The organism is Sessilibacter sp. MAH3 (assembly GCF_054658275.1).
Genome location: NZ_BAAGIE010000012.1, coordinates 118,984 through 139,811 on the forward strand (window position 1 = coordinate 118,984; position 20,828 = coordinate 139,811).

Sequence of the window (20,828 nt, forward strand, 5' to 3'; positions counted from 1 at the left end):
ATTTCTTCACAATTTCAATCACTTACTGTTCTTGAAATTGGCGGCACATCTTTGTGTCATTGAGAACTCTGGGTTAATCAGAGTTTCCTATAGAAATTAATAATAACTTTAAGACCTGTGCTGCCATGCATCAATCAACCTTAACCCAACGTTTATTAATCTCACTGTTACTCATTACTACCTGTTTTTCTCCGGCGATTTTCTCTTGGATTCAAAGTGAATCCGGCAATTGGTATCGCTCTTTTATCGTGTGGTTTGTGGTAATCGTGGTTGCATTCCTATTGCAGCGTGAAAAAGGACATAAGCCATGACGCTGAGCCTTTTCACAATATTGTCGTTAATGATCGCGTATGTAGGGTTGATGTTCTTCGTCGCCCACGCCACCAACAAAGAATGGATTCCAAACTCCATTATCAATCATCCAGCGACTTACATTTTATCGATGGGCGTTTTCAATAGCGCTTGGTCTTATTACGGATCGGTGGAATTGGCGGAAACTTTTGGACTGGGTGCACTGGGCTTTTATATTGGTGCTGCCATTTTATTTTTGTTTGCACCGGTAACCTTAGCGCCTTTAGCAGAATTAACGCGTCGATTTAAAATTCCTTCGCTGGCAGACCTTTTGGTTTTTCGATACCACAGCCAACCCGTTGGTATTCTCGTTACCTTTTTAAGTTTATTGGCATTATTACCGCTGCTGGCAGTGCAAATTCAAGTAATCGCCGACACCACAGCAATTGTGACCTCGTCTAATGACATTAATAACGGCAATAATAATTCGCTCACCAAAGATGTAATCGCCTTTGTCTATTGCCTGGGCATTGCCGTATTTACTCTCACATTCGGCGCCAGCCGACTTAAACACAAGGGCTTATTCGTTACTCTGGCGGCTGAATCACTCATCAAACTTGCCGCCATGATTACAGTTGGTCTGTTAACGATATTTGGCGTTTTTGGTGGTTTTTCGGAAATAGACACCTGGTTGATCGCACATCCCGAAGCGTTTAATGCCTTACATAATGCCCACCCAAACCAAAGCGCTTACGCACTGTTAGTGGTATTTTTAACAGCCACCTTAGCGATGCCACACATTTTTCAAACTTCCATGGTGAATATGCCCATAGCGCGCTCAATGCGAATCACCTCGTGGGCATTTCCGGGCTATTTATTTGTTATGGCCTTCCCTATTTTTCCGATCTTATGGGCCGGGAAATCGTTAGGTGTAGAGTTACCTACCGAATATTTCACCTTAGCCGTTCCTTTGGCGTTAGAGAAAGATTGGATCACGGCATTTATCTATTTGGGTGGTATTTCTGCGGCAACAGGCGCCTTAGTGTCTGTTACAGTCGCCTGTACGGTTATGACGCTAAACCACATCGTTTTGCCGTTCTCTACCTTGAGTAATCAACTCGACCTGCGATTAAAATTAATCAGGCTTAGAAAAGTCATTATTTGCGTTATTTTTGCCACCGCGTATCTATTTTTCTTGTCATTGCGTGGCCGACAAGGCATCACCGATCTTGCCTTAATTGCTTTCATCCAAGTTTTGCAGTTTTTTCCGGCCGTATTTGCAACACCTTATTGGGCAAGAGCCAACCGAGTGGGGTTAATGGTTGGAGTTGTATTGGGCTCTATCATTGGCCTGTTAGGACTGTTATTACCCACCCTTCTAGAGTTTAAGGTTTACACACTCCCGGTTATTGGATCGGTTTCGGTGGGCATCGAGGTTTGGGACAAGGTTGCGTTTATTTCTCTGTTCGTTAATTGCTGCGGATTTGTGATTGGTTCACTGCTAACTCAGCAATCCGCCGAAGAACGCTTTAGCGCCTCGCTCTGTACCGAAGACGAATTAAGTCATCCGGTTCGAGTGATTCTCGACGTACACAGCTGCGAAGAAATTCGAGACCGGCTCAGCCAAAGACTTGGCCCAACCATGGCAGAAGCGCACATCAACAAAGCCCTTGAAGAGTTAGGTATTAACTTTTCTGAGCGCAGGCCCTATAGCTTGCGCCGACTCAGAGATCGGCTTGAATCGAACCTTTCCGCAGTCATGGGTCGTTCAACCGCCAAAAGCGTAGTCGACAAAAGCCTGCCCTTTCGATTACCCGAAAAAGACGGCAGTACCGACATCAATCTCATTGAGTCGCGTCTGCATCGCTATCGAGATCGACTCACGGGTTTATCGGCGGAGCTGGATAACTTACGCCGTTACCACCGTAACACGTTGCAAGAACTGCCTTTGGCCGTGTGTTCTCTGGGCGCCGATTTAGAAGTGCTGATGTGGAACCGAGCCATGGAAGAGATCACCGGCATTGAAGCCAGCGGTGTTACCGGTTCACATTTGAAAGATCTGCCTGAACCCTGGGGCGATCTTCTCTACGACTTTTGCCAAAGCGATTTACGCCACCAACATAACTTGGTCATCAAACTTAAAAATGCCAAGCACTTTTTCAACCTGCACAAGGCAGACTTGAGCAGCCCGTCCATTTACGACGGTGTCGATGGTCAAGTGATTCTTGTCGAAGACGTTACCGAACTGAAAAAACTTGAGCAAAAGTTAACGCACAGCGAACGCCTTGCCTCTGTGGGCCGCTTGGCAGCAGGTGTTGCCCATGAAATTGGCAACCCGGTCACAGGTATTGCCTGCCTGGCGCAAAATCTTAAGTACGAAGATGAAAATCCTGAGACCTTAGAAACAGCGGATCAAATTCTGTCTCAAACCGATCGCATCAGCCGTATTGTGCAATCGTTGGTGAGCTTTTCCAGAGCGGGTGATCTTGAAGGCAGTGGTTTTTATCCCATTCCTCTGCACAAGTGCGCCGAAGAAGCCATTCACTTATTGTCTTTACAGAAAGACCACACCGAAGTCGTTTACACCAACAAAATTAATCCCGAATTGATCATCAACGGCGACGAGCAAAAACTCATTCAGGTTTTCATTAATCTGTTATCCAACGCCCGCGACGCCAGCCAGCCCCTCGATGAGATCGAAGTTGAAGCTGCCCAGATCGAACGTTTTATCGAGATTTGGGTAACCGACCGAGGCGAAGGCATTAAAAAAGAAGATCAGGAAAAAGTGCTGGAACCGTTTTTTACGACCAAAGACCCCGGAAAAGGCACAGGCTTGGGTTTAGCCATGGTTTACAGTATTGTTCAGGAACACGGTGGCAGCATAGAAATTGAAAGTCCAGTGCACGAAAGTACACAATCCGGCACGAGATTCATCATTCGCATACCGAATAGGGTTGAATCTATTGCGCAGGCACCGCAAACTTAACCTCCTTTGTATTAACTGCCAGTTGATGGACTATGAGCAAGATTCTTGTCGTTGAAGACGAAGCCATTATCCGAACGGCCCTGCGTAAGCTGCTGTCTCGCCATAAGTACGACGTTAGCGAAGCAAACTCTGTAAAAGAGGCCGTTACTAAATTTCAGTTGGCAGATTATGATCTTATTATCAGTGATCTACGCCTACCCGGTGCACCCGGTACCGATCTTATTAAGCTTTCCGGTGACGTTCCTGTACTTATCATGACCAGCTATGCAAGTCTTCGCTCAGCGGTAGACTCTATGCGCATGGGTGCTATCGACTATATCGCCAAACCGTTTGATCACGACGAAATGGTCGCGGCCGTTAAAAGAGTCATTGGTAAGGTCGACCGATCATCGGCAGGTAAAAAGAACCGCCCAGTTACTGCCGTGAAAGGCATGATTGGTACAAGCCCGGTCATGCGAACGCTCTACGCCAAACTTGCTAAGGTAGCCCCTACGCCAGCAACAGTGCTTATTCACGGCGAAACTGGTACCGGAAAAGAATTGGTTGCCCGCTCTCTACACTCTATGAGTCCAAGAGCCGAGCGTCCTTTAATCAGCGTCAACTGCGCGGCAATTCCTGAAACACTTATTGAATCTGAACTTTTTGGTCATGAAAAAGGCGCGTTCACCGGTGCCGCCGCCACTCGCGAAGGACTGGTCGCCGCTGCCGATACAGGCACGCTCTTTTTAGATGAAATTGGCGAGCTGCCACTTGAGGCACAGGCTCGGCTATTGCGGGTTATCCAAGAAGGCGAAGTTCGCCCCATTGGTGCCATTGATTCACGCAAGGTTGATGTGCGTTTGGTTGCCGCCACGCACAGAGACCTTAGAAAACTCTCTAAAGAGGGAAAATTCCGAGAAGATTTGTATTACCGTTTAAACGTAATTCAACTTCAGCTCCCGCCGTTGAGAGAGCGTGGCAAAGATGTGGTTACCATTGCCGAAGCACTGCTTGAAAGATTTTGCGATGAAATGGGCCAGGAGCAGAAAAAACTCAGCCCCGAAGCCATTCAAGCCATCAGTACCTATAACTGGCCAGGAAATGTTCGAGAGCTAGAGAACGCCATTCAGCGATCGGTGATTTTAAGCGAGCCAGGTGAGGATATTTCCTACGAAATATTAGGTATCGATCTCGATCTGGTCAAAACAGACACGCCGGAAAATTACGAAGACGATGAACTATCGCCGTATTCCCACAAAGCCTTAAGGCCCAAAAGCGTCAGCACACCCGGAACAGATCCCCAAGAAGATCTATCGCTAGAAGATTATTTCCAGCATTTTGTACTAGAACACCAAGAATCCATGAGTGAGACCGAACTCGCAAGAAAGCTTGGGATTAGCCGCAAGTGTTTATGGGAAAGACGCCAAAAGCTTGGCATTGAGCGTAAGAAAACACTTTCAGCCACAAAGTAATAGGCGACGAGTCGTAGATTTAAGCGACTCGCAATTCGCATTTCAATTCATTCCACCTCTTATCTACCCTTCAGATTCTTTCTCTGTTCTCAGTCCTTGTTCCTTCACTTCTCGATCAACGCCATTTGATCAACTTTCATACTGACCAACCTTGACAAAAGTCAATTGCCAATCACAGTCGATAATACGTGCGATTCACAACACATGGACTAAGCTTATCGAACTAGGAGTGTTACTGAAAAAGTTACCTCCTGTTACTCGCCGTAAAGTGTTACCCCGCTCAAGATGAGGTAACAGATTACGGGATAATAGGTAACGAATTGAAAATAGCGAAATGAGATAACAAGGTGTCAAAAATTTGTAACTTATTGATAAATATATAAATTTTAAAACTGGCACAGCGAATGCTTTATAGCTAGTATAATAAAAACAATAAATAATAAAAATAAATAACAACTTACATAACAACAATAAATAATAACTAAAACAGAAATTACAATAACAACAATAAATAATAATAAAAGAAATTCATTAACAACAATTAATAATAAATACCAACAACAACTAAACTTGAAACTGGAGGCGATTCCTCCAAATGCGAAACTAAGAAGCAAGGATGCCAAATACTTTCACACTATGGACAACCGAATTAAAAACGGGGGAGTGATTACTCTCCCGGTTTGCTTTCGTCTGTACACCTGCCTAATTTAACCAATTCCTTCATTTGTATTTGCCGATAATTTCCACCAGATAAAACCACGTGATACACTCGCCCACTTATTTTTACTGGCGTCTAACTCCTTTATAGGTACAGCCAAGCGCCGCGCTCACGGTATCGGTCATTTAATTTAATACGCATGCTAAAACGGTTAATCAACCTCTTCACTGGGGCTAAAGACAGTTCCAAATCAACAGTTTACAAAAACTCTGATCACAATCTGTCATCTGAAAAAGTCAGCCAAGCGGCTCTTAAAGTCATTCAACGCCTTGCAGATTCGAATCATCAAGCGTATTTAGTAGGCGGCGGTGTACGCGACGTACTTCTTGATGGCGATCCTAAAGATTTTGATGTCGCGACAGACGCCACTCCCGAGCAAGTTCGCAGGCTGTTTCGTAACTCCAGAATCGTTGGCCGCCGATTTCGCATCGTTCACGTACGATTTGGCCGCGAGATTATTGAAGTTACTACCTTCAGAAGTGACCATACTGGCGAAGAGGATCAAAAGCTTTCCTCTCGATCAGAAGATGGCATGTTACTCAGAGACAACGTCTTTGGTGATATCGAAAGTGATGCTAGACGCAGAGACTTCACCGTCAACGCGCTCTATTTCAGCCCAATTACTAACGAAATCTTTGATTTTACCGGCGGCGTTAACGATATTAACGACAAAACTCTGCGCATCATTGGTGATCCTCAAACGCGTTTCAAGGAAGATCCTGTTCGAATGCTCAGAGCCGTTCGCTTCTCGGCCAAGCTCGGCTTTACCATCGAATCCAAAACCGCAGCGCCTATAAAGTTGTTGGCTCCAGCAATCACACAGGTTTCATCGGCTCGATTGTGGGACGAGAGCTTGAAGCTGTTTATGTCCGGTTACAGCTTACCCATTTTTCACAAACTCGAAGAGTTTGGCTTATTTGCCCAGTTATTTCCCGGCAGTGCAGAACAAGTGCAAGCCCGTGCTAGTTTCCGCGTCTTTTTTGAAAACGCCATGGCAAATACCGATACTCGTATTCGATCAGGCAAACGCGTAACACCGGCTTTTATCTATGCCGTATTACTGTGGCCCGAAATTGAAGCTCGAATAGAAACTCTTAAGGCTGAGAAACTGACGCCAGCAGAAGCAACGCATCAGGCCTATCAACAAGTGTTATCGCGCCAATGCCAATTTATCAGCATTCCAAAGCGCTTCAGCACCACCATGCGTGAAATATGGGACCTACAAGCGCGACTACCCCGCAGAGCAGGCCAGCGAGCCTTCAGAATTATGGAGCACCCTCGTTTTCGTGCCGCCTACGATTTCTTACTGTTACGTGAGCAATCGGGTGAAGATCACCAAGGCTTGGGCCAATGGTGGACGGATTTTCAAAATGCTAACGATGTCAATCGTGAAAAAATGGCTAACGAACAGCACAGTAGAGGCAGAAACAACTCTAACTCTCGACGCCGACCAAGACGCAAATCACCGTCAAATTCTCCCGACGTAAACTAGTTGAGTTATTCATGTCAGATAATCAGAAATCCATGCAGCCGATAAGCGTTCAAAGGCTGCATACTAAATCTGTTTTTAAAATCATTTTCGTCGGCGTAACGGTGTTTATGATTCCTTTGTTTTCAGTGCTGGGTATTTTAGCGTCTGTCGGCTTGCTGGATTTTTACATGCAAGGACAACCTGTAACAGGTATCAAGGCGCTTTTTATAGTGCCGCTGGCTGGTGTATTTTTGTCTCTATTTTTAGGCGCGCTCTGTTCGGTTTTTGCCTCTCTTGGCTTAATAATTTACGGAAAAAACGCAGCCTTACCCTGTACTACTACCCTCCTGCTAACGAATAAACTCTAGCGTTTTTAATAATTGAGTTTGATTACGGCTATGTTTTTCAATTTATGAATACTGCCTACATTGGCCTTGGCGCTAATCTAGATAACCCCATCGCACAATTAACCTCTGCGGTTAAACAACTTTCCGAGCATCTCTCTATTGAGGTGCTTGAATGCTCTAAAGTCTATGATTCCGATCCCGTTGGCCCTGCCCAACCCAATTACACCAATGCGGCCCTAAAAATTAGCACCGAACTTTCAGCGCCTGAATTGTTGACCGTTTTACAGACGGTAGAAAACGATCACGGTAGAGTGCGAATTGAACGCTGGGGTGCGCGTACATTGGATCTTGATTTGTTGCTATTTAACAACCAGGTGATTCAATCAGATTTTCTTACGGTTCCGCATCCGAGGCTTCACGAAAGAAATTTTGTGGTTTTTCCGTTGCTGGATATCGACAATAACCTTGCCTTACCCGATGGCACACCGTTAAATTTACTCAAAAAAAACCTTGGTAATGCGGGATTACGACAGCTCGACAATATATCGCTGCTTAATTTTTAACACATAAGACTACCAATATATGGCCAATAAATACGCCATATAACCGTATAGGAACCTCTGATTAACTCGTCGCTGATTTAATCAGAGGACAGAAATTGACGATGCGATTTTCAATTTCTTCACAATTTCAATCACTTACCGTTCTTGAAATTGGTGACACATCCTTGTGTCGCGAGAAACTCCAGGTTAATCAGAGTTTCCTATAAAAATTAGAATTATTAAAACCGCGTTTAAAATAAGCTTTGATTAATACCCTGATTATTTGCTCTAAGCTTTTTTAACGTTAAGCAAGCACGCAATCAATCTTCGCCACATCAGCGAATAAAGTTGCACAAAATAGTTATTGAGTTTTGCGTCAAAAGCGAGAAACTCATCTACAACTCGCCCTACACCGGCGACACTATTGATTGAATACATGGGAAACTATCATGCCCTACGGAAAACCCACACAAGAGTCCGCTCTTACTAAACCCGTTAGCATCACCACCTTGAGAAAGATGAAGTCCGAGGGCAATAAATTTGTCTGCGTTTCACTGTACGATGCACCTATGGCAGCCATGGCGCAGAAGACCGGCATAGAATTACTGCTGGTTGGCGATAGCTTAGGAATGACAGTTTTAGGGTACGACGACACTATTCCTGTCACCATGGAGCATATGATTTATCACGTTGAAGCTGTAAGACGCGGTAACAATAAATCTATGATCATGGGCGACCTGCCCTTCATGTCTTACGCAACACCCGAACAAGCCATGATAAATGCCACGCGAATCATGCAGGCCGGCGCGCACATGGTAAAACTGGAAGGCGGTGAATGGATTGCTGAAACCGTAAAAATGTTGACCGACCGAGGCATTCCCGTGTGTGGGCACATTGGTTTAACGCCACAATACGTGAACAAATTCGGTGGTTTCCGTGTGCAAGGTCGCAACGAGCAACAAGCCGAAATTATTTATAATGACGCGCGCATGCTAGAAGAAGCCGGCGCCGATTTATTGGTTATGGAATGCATTCCTTCTTCACTTGCCAAAACCATTACCGAATCTCTCGACATTCCAACCATTGGTATAGGTGCGGGTAAAGATACCGACGCACAGGTTTTGGTTATTAACGATATTTTAGGTCTTACCGAGAAACCACCTAAGTTTTCCAAAAACTTTTTGGAAGAAACCGCTTCGATTCCCGGTGCATTAATGAAATACGCCGAAGATACTCGAAATGGAATATTCCCAGCGGAAGAAAATATTTTTGTGTAATACAAAATACGTTTTTTAAATTTTATTTCCGTAAAAATTTAAAATTGTCCCGTACGATTTGAACCTCTGATTAAATCAGCGACGAGTTAATCAGAGGCTCCTCAAATAAAGCATCTTCTAGCACGCCACCCAAATTTGTACTCTGCATCGACGTACAAATACACATCACACATATTTTTTAAGTTACTCAATCAATCAGCCCAAAAATTAAGCGCAACCTGACCAAGAGCTGGTGCCAGACTGACCCGGTCCTGACGCCACAGTGACAGACAACTCAGAAACTTTGCCAGGAGCAAAAACCTCTGTAGAGAGAAGCTGATTTAACAGATAGTGCGAAAACTCTTCCACCGTTGTATTTCTAATCGGCAAGAGTTGTGTATCCGCTTGTAGGAATCGCATGGTTTCCTTATGAAATTGAACCACATATTCGCCAGCATTTGACTCGATGATTAGATGCGGCGATAACTGCGGCAATATCAAATATTCATCCAATTCAGCGCAACACTTTTTAAGCTCGTCTTTGTAAACTCGATAATTAGAGGCTAAACCGTCGTCGCTCACTGATACTTGCATATCAACCGCAACCGTAAAATTATGACCGTGCAAACGTTCGCGCTCGGTGGCCGAAAAAATCGTAAAATGAGCAGCAGAAAACTTTAAATACTCTTTACTAAAACTCAATCGCACCACTCGTGGGTGTTGATCTTCCTGCAAGGTTTCTCTCCCGCCTGTAATGATTTTTAGATTCACATTCTAATACGCAATTGCGTAGCGAGTTTCTCACTCATAACGTGACGGTAGCTCAGAACTTGAACTCTTAGTATTCACACTGAAGAAACACTCAAGTTCAGTAGTTTATGCCACGTATGTGTAGCTAATACTTGAGAATTCATTATCGGTGATTCGTTTCTAAATTTCATGATCGAATGGCTGTTCACTTTACTCAACACACAAATTTGAGCGCCACACCAAGTTATTCCCCACCTAAATAGACTATGTTAGTAACCACTGCCTTGTGCTTTTAAGTACTAACAAAAAGCCCAGAAAATTTCGTCTAGAAGTAAAAATTGTCCACACCTGTGGATAACTTGTGAAAAAATAGTACATATCTAGTGTTTACATTTTTTTAAACCACTAGATATTGTGTTACCTGTCAATATTGCCTATAGTTCTTGGTGTGCGCTGTACACACAGACAAGGAAAGACAACTTCACGACGAATGCTTATTTCTCCAAAGTTAATCAAGGTTATATCGAATCAAACCTGAAACTCTGCTCATTCTGTTGTTACACACTTTTTTGATATCGCCGGCGAGCGATCAACCCAAAATCCGTACCTTCAACCGACCATTTAAATGGCAAAGGATTTTCACACCATGTTAAGTTGGGATGATTTCGACACGAACGAATCGACTCCAGTCAAACCAAAACCTCAAACCGCAAAACCAGTTGAAGCACCAAAGCCAGCTCCCGCTCAAGAACCAAGCAATAAAGTATCAGCTTCAACCGTAGCCTCAGGCGCAGGACTAGAGACCGCTGTGGCTAAAGAAGCTACCTCAGCCGCTAATGTTGGTGAATTTTCGGCAAACGTAGAAGCCGCATTAAAAGCCATTGCCGAAGCCGATACGGCTCCTGGTTTAGAAGAACTTGAAATGGGCGCTGCACGCGTTGAAGTTGACGACAAACGCATGATCAACTGCCGCGCAGATCTTAACCAGTTAGTACCGTTCAAATACGATTGGGCGTGGCAAAAATACCTTGATGGTTGTGCAAACCATTGGATGCCACAAGAAGTTAACATGAACGCAGACATCGCCCTGTGGAAAAACCCTAAAGGTTTAACCGACGATGAGCGTTTGATCGTAATGCGCTCGTTAGGCTACTTCTCTACCGCCGATAGCCTTGTTGCCAACAACTTAGTACTTGCCATCTACCGCTTAGTGACCAATCCTGAGTGTCGTCAGTACATTTTGCGCCAAGCGTTTGAAGAAGCTATCCACACCCACGCTTATCAATACTGTATTGAGTCTTTGGGCATGGATGAAGGTGAAGTATTCAACATGTATCGCGAAGTACCGTCTGTTGCGGCAAAAGCTGCATGGAGTATTGCCCACACCCGAGGTTTGAGCGATCCGAGCTTCACAACCGGCACTCCAGAAAGCGACCAAGAATTACTGCGCAATCTTGTTGGTTTTTACGTAGTGACTGAAGGTATCTTCTTCTACTGTGGATTCTCTCAAATCTTATCCATGGGTCGCCGCAACAAAATGACCGGTGTTGCCGAGCAATTCCAATACATTTTGCGCGACGAATCTATGCACTTGAACTTTGGTATCGATGTTATCAACCAAATCAAGCTAGAAAACCCACATCTTTGGACCGAAGAATTCAAAGCTGAAATCATTCAAATGATTCTTGAAGGTGCTGAGCTTGAGATTCAATACGCTCGCGATACCATGCCGCGCGGAGTATTGGGAATGAACGCGGCCATGATGGAAGAGTATCTGCACTTCATTGCCAACCGTCGTTTATCGCAACTGGGTCTTCCAGAACAGTATCCGGGCGCTGAGAACCCATTCCCTTGGATGAGTGAAATGATGGATCTTCGTAAAGAGAAGAACTTCTTTGAAACTCGCGTTATTGAATACCAAACCGGTGGCGCACTTAACTGGGGAGAATAATCTCCTCAATTTCGCAATAGACGAGTACTTTCTCGTCTATTGTCGTTCGAATTCAATCATCAACTTAGTGACAAATGCTCACACATTCAAAACTCCTCTAAGATCACCCATTACACAGTCATTCTCGTCATAATTCTTCGTTTTTCTTGCACAAATAGATCATTAATAATACAAAAAGATCAAAATTAGCACACAAATGTCAGCATAGCTTTCACACCCAGCAATTAAAAATAACCTCCCAATGCTAATTTGTTCTTTCTCAAATCGTATTTCATCTGCTAGCAAGTGAGATATATCTCACAAAAAGACCAGAAATATGCGCCTGTTCACACTTTCACTTTGAAGTGATAATACAAATCACAGGGAGGTAATCAAGGAAGACAAGAGACCAAGGTTAGGTCTGAAAAGGATTTTAAAAAGAGAGTTTGCCACGGGAAGGCAACACGGTCGTTTGATGGACCAAGTTAGGTAAAAATACAGATAAAAACAAGGACAGTAATACAATAGCCGTACGGAAGCGGTACTTAGGTCTTTATAGCAACAGAGGATTGTTGTTATCCAAAAGAACTGGATTCTTCGAAGCAGGATGCTTCGGGTCATGGACGACCAGGTATCTAGGGGGCTCTTTATTAGAGCCTTTTTATTTTCAGCTCTTCACCAATAAACTTCATTCTTCTTTTTGTTAATCAAGCAGCTTCTTAAAGCCTGTTATCACACAACTCACTTCAATTTCAAAACCTCGTTAACAAATCCAATATCCAGTACCAGTGTCTTTAAAAGGCCAGCAACAGTAATTGATCAATGTGTCGGGAGAATTAACTTGGCGAGATAGGATAAAGTCTAAGCAATAAGAGTAAAAAGACGAATGGCGCCAGCACTCATTTTGAGCGCCAGCTAAACAGTGAACAATAAATACTCGGTCTGAAATTACGCAATGCGTGAACTCACAGGTTTGCGAGTTGCTACAAAGGTCTCTTGAATCAGCAATGCGTCGTTAAGAGCTCGATGAATAGGTTGACCAGACTCTTCGGTAATACGTTTTTTGGTCAAATCCCAATCTTCAATTTGGCTTTCAGAAAAAATCGCCTCTATTGGACTGATACGAAAATCACGATTTATTTTCACGGCGTCAAATAAAGTATCAATCCAGGGCTTATCAACAACCCAAGCATCACTGTAGACAGTCTGACCCGATAAAATGTCGTTCAATTCTTCGGCAACAACTCTGGGGGCGTAGCCTTCTTGAAGCAATTGATCCCGTGAAATGCCGTGCAGCGCTTCTGCGCTGGAATCCCAATGTGTCCAGCTGCGCAAAGGTTTAATCAGACGAGACAAACGCTGACCTGAGGCCAAGACAATTCCCACTTCGATAGGATAGCTTTGAAAGCCAAAACCCGATGCTTCTATATCTATTACTGCTGGCCTAACAGGTCGCGCCAGCTTAAATCCATTTACAATTGTTTTATTTTCCATGTTTACGCATTTCTTCATTCAAATAATTCTCACAATTTTGAGAATCCAGCAAAGACGTTCGATATTATTATTCTTATAGACACGTTTCGTGCCACGAAATTCTATACACATTATGTGTGTTTAACTTCTCGATAATCTCGCCATTTGGAAACTAAACGAAAAACCTTAGGCTTACATCAGGAATTTCCCACAATAGAAAAAGAATATCTGCGACACAGGTCGCGAGTAAGACATACATAGACCATTGAGGACAAGGAACGTCAATAATTGAACAAAGAATACCGAAGTTGTATGACGTTATTTATCGATTTATAAGTCAGTTTATTTAAACCTAGAAGATTATTCCGGGTATTGCCAATAAAGTGGAATAATTTATCGATACTTTTACAACGTAAAGACGCGCATTACAAAATGAGGGTCAGATTTACAAAATAAGAACATACTTGAGAGTCATTGATTAAAAAAATATCCAATTGTAGAAAAACCAGACCATTTTCAATCAGTGAACATCTCAGTATGTCTAAAGAAGACTTTAAGTTATTCAGAAATTCTTAAAATCTTATTTCGTAACCGAATATAAAACTAGAAAGTCTGTTGAATTTTAATAAGAAGTAGCATCAAACTAAATTTGGAAATCGCGTTTTCATTTATGACCCGACTCTAATTCACTGCACCTCTTAAAAATTTTTAGCCAATGGTTTAGCCAAAACTAATTGCACCGTGCTGATAACTCTTTCTTGAAATCCACCCTGACAATAAAATAAATAATATTCCCACATACGTTCGAACATGGGATCAAAACCCAGCTCACGAACCTTGTGAATATTTTTTTGAAAACGTTGACGCCAATTATCCAATGTTAAAACATAGTCACCGGTAATATCGGTTAACGAAACCATCTGCATATTAGTATGAGCACGTATATTTTTTGCGATAATTTCTATGGAGGGTAATACACCGCCGGGAAAAATATACTGTTGAATAAAATCGGTAGACTTTCTCGCTTTATCGTAACGCTGATCAGCGATGGTAATTGCCTGAATAAACATCAAGCCGTTTTCTTTGAGCAAACTAGAACAGTTTGAAAAATACGTCGGATAGTATTTGTGGCCCACCGCCTCAATCATTTCGATAGAAACAATCTTGTCGTACTGACCTTCTAGTGTTCGATAATCTTGGCAAAGTACGGTCACGCGATCACTGAGACCTTCCCGCTCTACTCTCGCCCGAGCGTAAGCGTATTGCTCTTGCGAAATTGTCGTCGTTGTTACTCTGCAACCGGACGTTTTAGCGGCGTAAATTGCCATACCACCCCAACCGGTGCCAATCTCTAATAAATGATCTTGCTCTGTTAATTTGAGAGCGTCACACACCGACTGCATTTTAGTGACCGACGCATCTTCTAACGAAGATTGATGATCGTTAAAAACCGCAGAGGAATACATCATGTGATCATCTAAAAACAACTGAAAAAATTCATTGCTCAAATCATAATGGGCAGAAATATTCGCTTTAGAACCATGAATATTGTTACGTGATAAAAACTTGGAAATTCGACTGATTAACGCATTTAAAAATCCCCAGCGGTGATCCATAGCTTCGCGCATGTGTTGATTGCGAACCATTAGACGCACAACATTGAGAGGATCGGGTGAACTCCAACCCTCAAGCATGTACGCCTCACCTGAACCTACCGAGCCACGAAATAAGGCCTGACGATATGCCCATCCGTGATTAACCGATATTTTGGCAACTATCTCTGCGTCTTGCCTAGGCTGACCAAAGGTGTAGGTTCTGTCGCCTTCGGTAAGAATTAAATGCCCAACCCGAATACGTTTAAATATTTTGAAAATAGTTGAACGTGCTAGATTATCTAAAAATAAAATATCTTTTTTATTGACCACACGGGTTTCATCAATACTAATGGCTCTCATCAAGGCCTCGCTTTCAAGTTTTTGGGATGAGGTTGGACAGGTATTTTTTTAACAAATATTTTTAATGCTTGCCAATAGATGCCAAACAGCGCTTTGAATGTCATTATCGGAAACTGAAAAAACGTTCTTTGCAAATTTTGCGCAGTAAAAGGAATACGTCTTAAATTTATGGTGGCATCGAAAATGACGTCTTCACTACCGCGATTATTCACCACGTTTTCGATATTAATATGAACATTATCACCGGGTGAAATACTGCACCAACGGTAGAACATATTCATACCATGAAAAGGTGACACATGAAGCTTTTTTTCAAATTCAAAATCTTTGAGATTTCCGCTTTCATCACAGGTTAACAAATACTGGGTACGTTCGCGCCATGGAGTATTGGTAACTTCTGCAATAACGTATTTTGGTACCGAATTATTTTCATCAAAAATAAAATAGCAAACTATAGGATTAATGATAAAATTAAAACATCGAACATTTGCCAACATTCGAATGGGCCCGGAAAGATTTTTTATTCCCCGATCGGCCAACCATTGGTAAATTTCGTTTTTCAAGTTACTGGTGTTATTTAAAAAATAATCTTCACGACGCCACCGCCAGAACCAGCGTCCGAAACCGCGTTTTTTATCTGTCGAAAATAATCGACTGGTTTGGCTTAAATCAATTAATTCATCTAAATCCAAATAAAACATAAACACATCATAACCGAAGGAATGATGTTTTGGGGCAAAGCGGCGATGACGCACCTTCCCGCAATAAATGGCCGACTGAAATTCCATTAAATGTTTAATTTCTCGTTAATTATTGGTTAGCGGATTCCGTGTTTATGTGACACGTAGCAACCTGCACTTTCTGCAATAAAGCATCAGCTACACGTTTAGCACTGTAGACGGCATCTTCGTGAAAGCCATTTCGCCACCAAGCACCGCAAAACCAAGTTCGATCGGTATTAATGTCCTGCCAAGATTGTTGGGTTACTAAAGCTTTTTTGCCAAAAGTTGGATGACTGTACTGATAGCGACCAATAATTTTATCGGGATTTATCGCATCGGTATGATTTAAGGTTACGCAAAAATTCCGCTCACTTTGAATATTCTGAAGCGTATTCATGTGATAAGTCAGCACGGCTTTGTCTTGTTCGAATCTTGTCTGGTTATTTGTTTTGACAAGACGATAATTCCAACTCGACCAAGTTGATTTATTCTCCGGCAACAGCGACTCATCCCAATGCAAGACTACATCATTTACTTGGTAAGGAATGTTGCCGAGTAATTCGGTTTCTAAGGTAGAGGCGTCTGTTAGCGCCGCTAATGTTTGATCACTGTGACTGGCAAACACTATGTAATCGAAATGTTGTTTTTCGTCGTTGACAAAAAACTCAACACCGTCTGCAAGTCTTTTAACATCGGTAACCTTGGCATTGGTGTAGATTTTATCGGCAAAAAACTGCGTTAACGGCTTAATGTAGCTCTTTGATCCACCGCTAACAACATACCACTGAGGTCTATTTTTAACACTCAACAATCCGTGATTTTTAAAAAACTCGGCGAAAAAAAGCACCGGCATATCTAGGCTTGCCTGGGTTGATTTCGACCAGATGGCACTGACCATGGGAATTAAATAATGACTCAAAAATCGGCTCGCAAAACGTTTGCGATCAAGATATTCACCGAGACTTTGTTTAGCATCGAGTTTATTCAATGCTAAATCGGCCAAAATAGTTTTATTAAAACGAACAATGTCCGCCAACATTTTCCAATGTTTTGAATTTAATAAATTACTGCGCTGGGCAAACAAGGTACTTAAGCTACCACCACTGTATTCCAGCCCTGTGGTTTCGCACGTGACACTAAAGCCCATACTTGAAGGTTGATATTGGACGCCGATCTCGTCAAGCAGTTGCATAAATAGCGGGTAAGTCCAATCGTTAAAAACAATAAAGCCAGTATCTATTGCATAATGCTTACCGTCTAGCTCGAAATCTATAGTCGCAGTGTGACCACCAATACGCGAGTCAGCTTCAAAAATATGCACATCAAAATGTTTGTGCAAATAATATCCGCACGATAATCCTGCTATACCTGAACCCACTATCGCTATTCGAGGCTTAATTACACGGTCTAAAATGGTTCCGGTCATAATAATTTTTTAATTGCCGATATTTAATAGGAATGAATACGCAAAAAAACGCAATAGTATCTAGCTTATTAAGTGGTGCTACAAATTAAGCGGTGCTAAAAATTAAGCGTTGCCACCAAATAACAATTACAATAAATTCTAACTCTCTCACAGGTACAACAGGGTTTTTTACAAGCAAATCCCCTTAGAATCTCTGAATTAATCAGAGTTGTTTTTTGAAGCAAATTACTTTTCTGCAAAAAATTCGTTAAATATCTTGGGCTCTTCGCATTTTTCGCGCAATAGGACCAAACCATAAGCCTGGAAACCAGCGATAAATACGTAGCATCCACAATAATCTTTTGGGAAACACAATTGATTTTCTATTTTGGGCGATACCGGTACAAATAATGTCTGATGCCTCTTCTACAGAAATTAACGTCGGCATGGGAAAATCATTCTGTCGAGTCAAGGGCGTATCTACAAAACCCGGAGAAATTGTGATCACATGAATACCTTGAGGCTCAAGATCGATACGCTGACATCCCAACCAATATTCGCACGCGGCCTTGGATGCACCGTAAGCTTGTGTTCGGGTAAATGGCGCCTGTGCAGCCATTGAGCTAACACCGGCAAAAAACGCCTTGGATTCGGACTTTTTTAACAACGGCACAGCAATTGATAAAGTCCTGATCATCGCGAAAAAATTCACTTCAAATACGCGACGGTAAATAGCTTGCCCTGTTAAAGGATCGTCCAAATATTCGCAAATACCAGCGGCGGCGATAACTCCGTCAAGGGTGTCCGTAAAGTCACGAAAACGCGATGGCAATGATGCCCAGTGAGCGTCGTTGGATAAATCAAAGCTCAAAACAACAATGTTGTTAGGAAACTGCTGCTGCAACTGCTCTAATGCAGAAGTATTGCGACCGCTGGCAATAATTAAATTGTTCTTCGATGCTAAATCTCTACTTAATTGCAGTCCTATTCCTGACGAAGCTCCGGTAATCCACACGGTTTTTTCGGTGAGAGGGTATGCCGATTTACTGAACATCACACATTTACCCCAAACGTTTACGCAGCCAAATAACCACGCGCCCTAAAACAGGAACGTGTTCGTAAAGCATCGCCCCCATGTCGTAGTAGTCAATGTGCGAAATAATTTTTTCGTTATTGAAAACTAACCTAGAAGTACCTTTAACGGATATCTCTTCGCCTCGTGCTAACTTTTGGTGGCTGAATTCCATGACCCAACTCACGAACACAATATCATCGGTTTCGACGATGTCTTCAAAAATGAATCGACAATAATTTAACGACGGCAAGAGCTTGGAAAAGTAGCTTTCAATACCACCAATACCTTCTACTCTGTGTACTGGGTCAATGAACACGGCGTTCTCGTGGTAGATGTGCGGTAGATTTTGAATAAGCCTGGCATCGAACTCAGAGTAAGCCGATAAAAATCTCTGCATCGCGGGTTTGCTGGCTAACTGATTGATGTCGAGCGCCGTATTCATAGTTCCTCTCTGGCCTGCGCACCTTGGAAATCGATATATAAGATCTATACGCGGTATCGCGATCATTAGATCAATCAAACCATCACAATCAAACCAATGCTTTATCGCTTCGAGTTCTTAGCCACTTCGAATTCTTAGCCACTTCGAATTCTTAGCCACTTCGAGTTCTTAGTCGTTACACACCACCCACACACTAAAAAGCTTCTCAGGTGAAGATAATGCCTAAGCTCACCGAGTGATCGACGCCATTCCCACACAGGGCCAATATTCCCACACAGGAGAGTGAAACTGGATCGTCCACATTAGTGGAACGGCCATACCGTCAGTTTAGTTCAAACAATCGTTAACAATGAGTCATCCATTAACAATCTCTCTGCGTAAAAAGGTTCGATGCAACTCCTAACTGGCTCCTTTGTGTTTGAGTTGTGCTGACAATGACGGTTTTTCATGAAAAGAGAGAGTTTTCGTGCTAGCTTCAGGCAATGACCTACCTAAAATTAAAGCCAAAGTGACCGATAGAATCGACCCACCAACAAGCGGATCGCAAAACACCTTGCGAGACGATACTTGGAGCCAAACGCTGCTGCTTGTCGCCCAGAAGGACAGAAAGGCCTTCGAGCGATTCTTCAATCACTATGTTCCTCTGATCAGGGGTTATTGCCTGTCTAAGCCTGTGCCCGATCAATCTTCAAGCCTGCCCGATGAGCTGGCTCAAGAAGTTATGATCAAGGTTTGGCAAAAAGCCAACACCTTCGACCCTAAAAAAGCCTCCGCCAGCACTTGGGTTTTTACCCTTGCCAGAAACTGTCGAATTGATTTGCTGAGAAGATCAAATCGACATATCGCGCAGCCGCTGGAAATTGATGATCTTTGGGCCGATGAAGAGGAACATACACCCGTTACTCACCTACAAAAAGCTCGCGATAAAGACCTGATCGCCAAAGCTTGGCAAGTTTTGCCAAAAGATCAAATTCAAGTCATTCGTAAGGTGTTTATGGAAGGCAAAACGCATCTAGAAGCAGCGGAAGAAATGGACCTTCCCCTGGGAACCGTGAAATCACGTGTGAGATTGGGTTTAAAGAAATTACAGTTGATAGTTGCAAACAGAAGTAACGAGGTTGATCAATGATTCGCCACCACCCAGACATTAACTTGCTGCTTGAATACAGCGCGGGTTCCATCGATTCGGCGGTGGCCTTAAGCGTTTCGGCGCATTTGCACTATTGCGAAAGCTGTAGAGAACAGGTCAATCGCTTTAACCAACTCGGCGGCATTCTCATAGAAGAACTTGAGCACAGCAGTTATCAACCCGAAAACGTTAACCTACGAGCAACTCCCTCGATGTTGCGGCCTTTAGATCAGCTTTTTGATTCGGTAATGGCGCGTGTCGATGGTATTGAAAATCCGGCGACTGCATCAGAAGCTCAAGCCAGTGAAATACCCATTGCCGTTGCCAGTAAAATTAGACGCGATCTGCCTACAAACTTGGCCAAGTTAATTGTGAAGCCTCGATTTTTAAAATGGCGTCGTGTGGCGCCTGCCATGCAAATCGCTCATCTCAAAACCGGACAAAACCGCTGCGAGGTTTCGCTTATTAAGATCGGCGCCGGTGGTCGTGTGCTGGAACACAACCACAAAGGTAACGAGTATACGGTGGTACTGCGAGGAGCATTTTCAGATCAAGACGGCATCTACAGCGCGGGTGATTTCTTACACAGAAAGCCCGGTGACGTTCATACACCCAACGCAACAGCGGATGCCGACTGCCTGTGTTTAGCCGTGGTAGATGCGCCGTTGAAATTTACAGGCCTACTGGGCTGGTTAATTAATCCTTTTGTTCAGCTACAACCTGGTTGAAATTTGTGCGAAAGCAATCAGCGATAATGACTGTTCAGAGCATATTTATACTCACAGTGTATTCACACTTAGGAAGTTTCTAAAGGAACCTCTGATTAACTCATCCTTGATTTAATCAGAGGGCAGAAATTGAAAATGTGATTTCCAATTTCTTCAC

The 20,828-nt window shown here is 43.1% G+C and carries 17 protein-coding genes; 10 read left to right on the forward strand and 7 right to left on the reverse strand.

Going from position 1 to position 20,828, the window contains the following annotated elements; translation table 11 throughout:
• Positions 1-125 precede the first annotated feature (125 nt).
• From ACYQ2C_RS09475 to panB, 7 genes are all read left to right on the forward strand, one after another.
• The gene (locus tag ACYQ2C_RS09475) at positions 126-311 is read left to right on the forward strand and encodes a hypothetical protein (RefSeq protein ID WP_460048485.1); all 186 of its coding nucleotides are present in this window, start codon (positions 126-128) and stop codon (positions 309-311) included.
• Positions 308-3,277 (forward strand): ATP-binding protein, encoded by a 2,970-nt coding sequence (locus tag ACYQ2C_RS09480; protein WP_460101776.1) that lies wholly within the window; start codon positions 308-310, stop codon positions 3,275-3,277. The genes ACYQ2C_RS09475 and ACYQ2C_RS09480 overlap by 4 nt, the downstream gene beginning before the upstream one ends.
• A gap of 32 nt (positions 3,278-3,309) precedes the next feature.
• Entirely contained in the window at positions 3,310-4,728 is a 1,419-nt protein-coding gene (locus tag ACYQ2C_RS09485) for a sigma-54-dependent transcriptional regulator (RefSeq protein ID WP_460048487.1), read from the forward strand.
• An 857-nt stretch (positions 4,729-5,585) separates the two neighbouring features.
• Positions 5,586-6,938 (forward strand): polynucleotide adenylyltransferase PcnB, encoded by a 1,353-nt coding sequence (gene pcnB, locus ACYQ2C_RS09490; RefSeq protein WP_460101774.1) that lies wholly within the window; start codon positions 5,586-5,588, stop codon positions 6,936-6,938.
• A gap of 11 nt (positions 6,939-6,949) precedes the next feature.
• Positions 6,950-7,285, forward strand: a complete 336-nt coding sequence (locus ACYQ2C_RS09495) for a hypothetical protein (protein WP_460101772.1) — start codon at positions 6,950-6,952, stop codon at positions 7,283-7,285.
• A 44-nt stretch (positions 7,286-7,329) separates the two neighbouring features.
• Positions 7,330-7,827: a 2-amino-4-hydroxy-6-hydroxymethyldihydropteridine diphosphokinase gene (gene folK / locus ACYQ2C_RS09500; protein ID WP_460101770.1), complete on the forward strand. Its 498-nt coding sequence runs from the start codon at positions 7,330-7,332 to the stop codon at positions 7,825-7,827.
• Positions 7,828-8,255: 428 nt separating this feature from the next.
• Positions 8,256-9,083 (forward strand): 3-methyl-2-oxobutanoate hydroxymethyltransferase, encoded by an 828-nt coding sequence (gene panB, locus ACYQ2C_RS09505; RefSeq protein ID WP_460048493.1) that lies wholly within the window; start codon positions 8,256-8,258, stop codon positions 9,081-9,083.
• 207 nt (positions 9,084-9,290) lie between these two features.
• Here the strand turns inward: panB and ACYQ2C_RS09510 are convergent, their stop codons facing one another.
• Positions 9,291-9,797: a 6-pyruvoyl trahydropterin synthase family protein gene (locus tag ACYQ2C_RS09510; protein WP_460101768.1), complete on the reverse strand. Its 507-nt coding sequence runs from the start codon at positions 9,795-9,797 to the stop codon at positions 9,291-9,293.
• 661 nt (positions 9,798-10,458) lie between these two features.
• On the opposite strand from ACYQ2C_RS09510, the gene ACYQ2C_RS09515 reads away from it, so the two are divergent.
• Positions 10,459-11,763, forward strand: coding sequence for a ribonucleotide-diphosphate reductase subunit beta (locus ACYQ2C_RS09515; protein WP_460101766.1), 1,305 nt, complete (start codon positions 10,459-10,461; stop codon positions 11,761-11,763).
• A 927-nt stretch (positions 11,764-12,690) separates the two neighbouring features.
• On the opposite strand, the gene ACYQ2C_RS09520 is transcribed toward ACYQ2C_RS09515, so the two are convergent.
• The 6 genes from ACYQ2C_RS09520 to ACYQ2C_RS09545 all read right to left on the reverse strand — a co-directional run bounded on the left by ACYQ2C_RS09520 (position 12,691) and on the right by ACYQ2C_RS09545 (position 18,814).
• Positions 12,691-13,236: a 3'-5' exonuclease gene (locus ACYQ2C_RS09520; RefSeq protein ID WP_460101764.1), complete on the reverse strand. Its 546-nt coding sequence runs from the start codon at positions 13,234-13,236 to the stop codon at positions 12,691-12,693.
• 677 nt (positions 13,237-13,913) lie between these two features.
• Positions 13,914-15,170, reverse strand: a complete 1,257-nt coding sequence (locus ACYQ2C_RS09525; RefSeq protein ID WP_460101762.1) for a class I SAM-dependent methyltransferase — start codon at positions 15,168-15,170, stop codon at positions 13,914-13,916.
• Entirely contained in the window at positions 15,170-15,958 is a 789-nt protein-coding gene (locus ACYQ2C_RS09530; RefSeq protein WP_460101760.1) for a DUF1365 domain-containing protein, read from the reverse strand. The genes ACYQ2C_RS09525 and ACYQ2C_RS09530 overlap by 1 nt, the downstream gene beginning before the upstream one ends.
• Positions 15,959-15,980: 22 nt before the next feature.
• On the reverse strand, positions 15,981-17,318 hold the full coding sequence (locus ACYQ2C_RS09535; protein WP_460101758.1) for an NAD(P)/FAD-dependent oxidoreductase: 1,338 nt from the start codon (positions 17,316-17,318) through the stop codon (positions 15,981-15,983).
• Between the two features lie 247 nt (positions 17,319-17,565).
• Complete coding sequence (locus tag ACYQ2C_RS09540; RefSeq protein ID WP_460101906.1) at positions 17,566-18,351, reverse strand: SDR family NAD(P)-dependent oxidoreductase; 786 nt, start codon at positions 18,349-18,351, stop codon at positions 17,566-17,568.
• Positions 18,352-18,358: 7 nt separating this feature from the next.
• Positions 18,359-18,814, reverse strand: a complete 456-nt coding sequence (locus tag ACYQ2C_RS09545; RefSeq protein ID WP_460048502.1) for a nuclear transport factor 2 family protein — start codon at positions 18,812-18,814, stop codon at positions 18,359-18,361.
• 466 nt (positions 18,815-19,280) lie between these two features.
• Here ACYQ2C_RS09545 and ACYQ2C_RS09550 point away from each other — a divergent pair, with 466 nt between their 5' ends.
• Together ACYQ2C_RS09550 and ACYQ2C_RS09555 are read left to right on the forward strand one after the other, a co-directional pair.
• A complete protein-coding gene (locus tag ACYQ2C_RS09550; RefSeq protein WP_460048503.1) occupies positions 19,281-19,943 on the forward strand; it encodes a sigma-70 family RNA polymerase sigma factor in 663 nt (220 codons plus the stop codon).
• On the forward strand, positions 19,940-20,671 hold the full coding sequence (locus tag ACYQ2C_RS09555; protein WP_460101755.1) for a ChrR family anti-sigma-E factor: 732 nt from the start codon (positions 19,940-19,942) through the stop codon (positions 20,669-20,671). The genes ACYQ2C_RS09550 and ACYQ2C_RS09555 overlap by 4 nt, the downstream gene beginning before the upstream one ends.
• Positions 20,672-20,828: the final 157 nt, after the last annotated feature.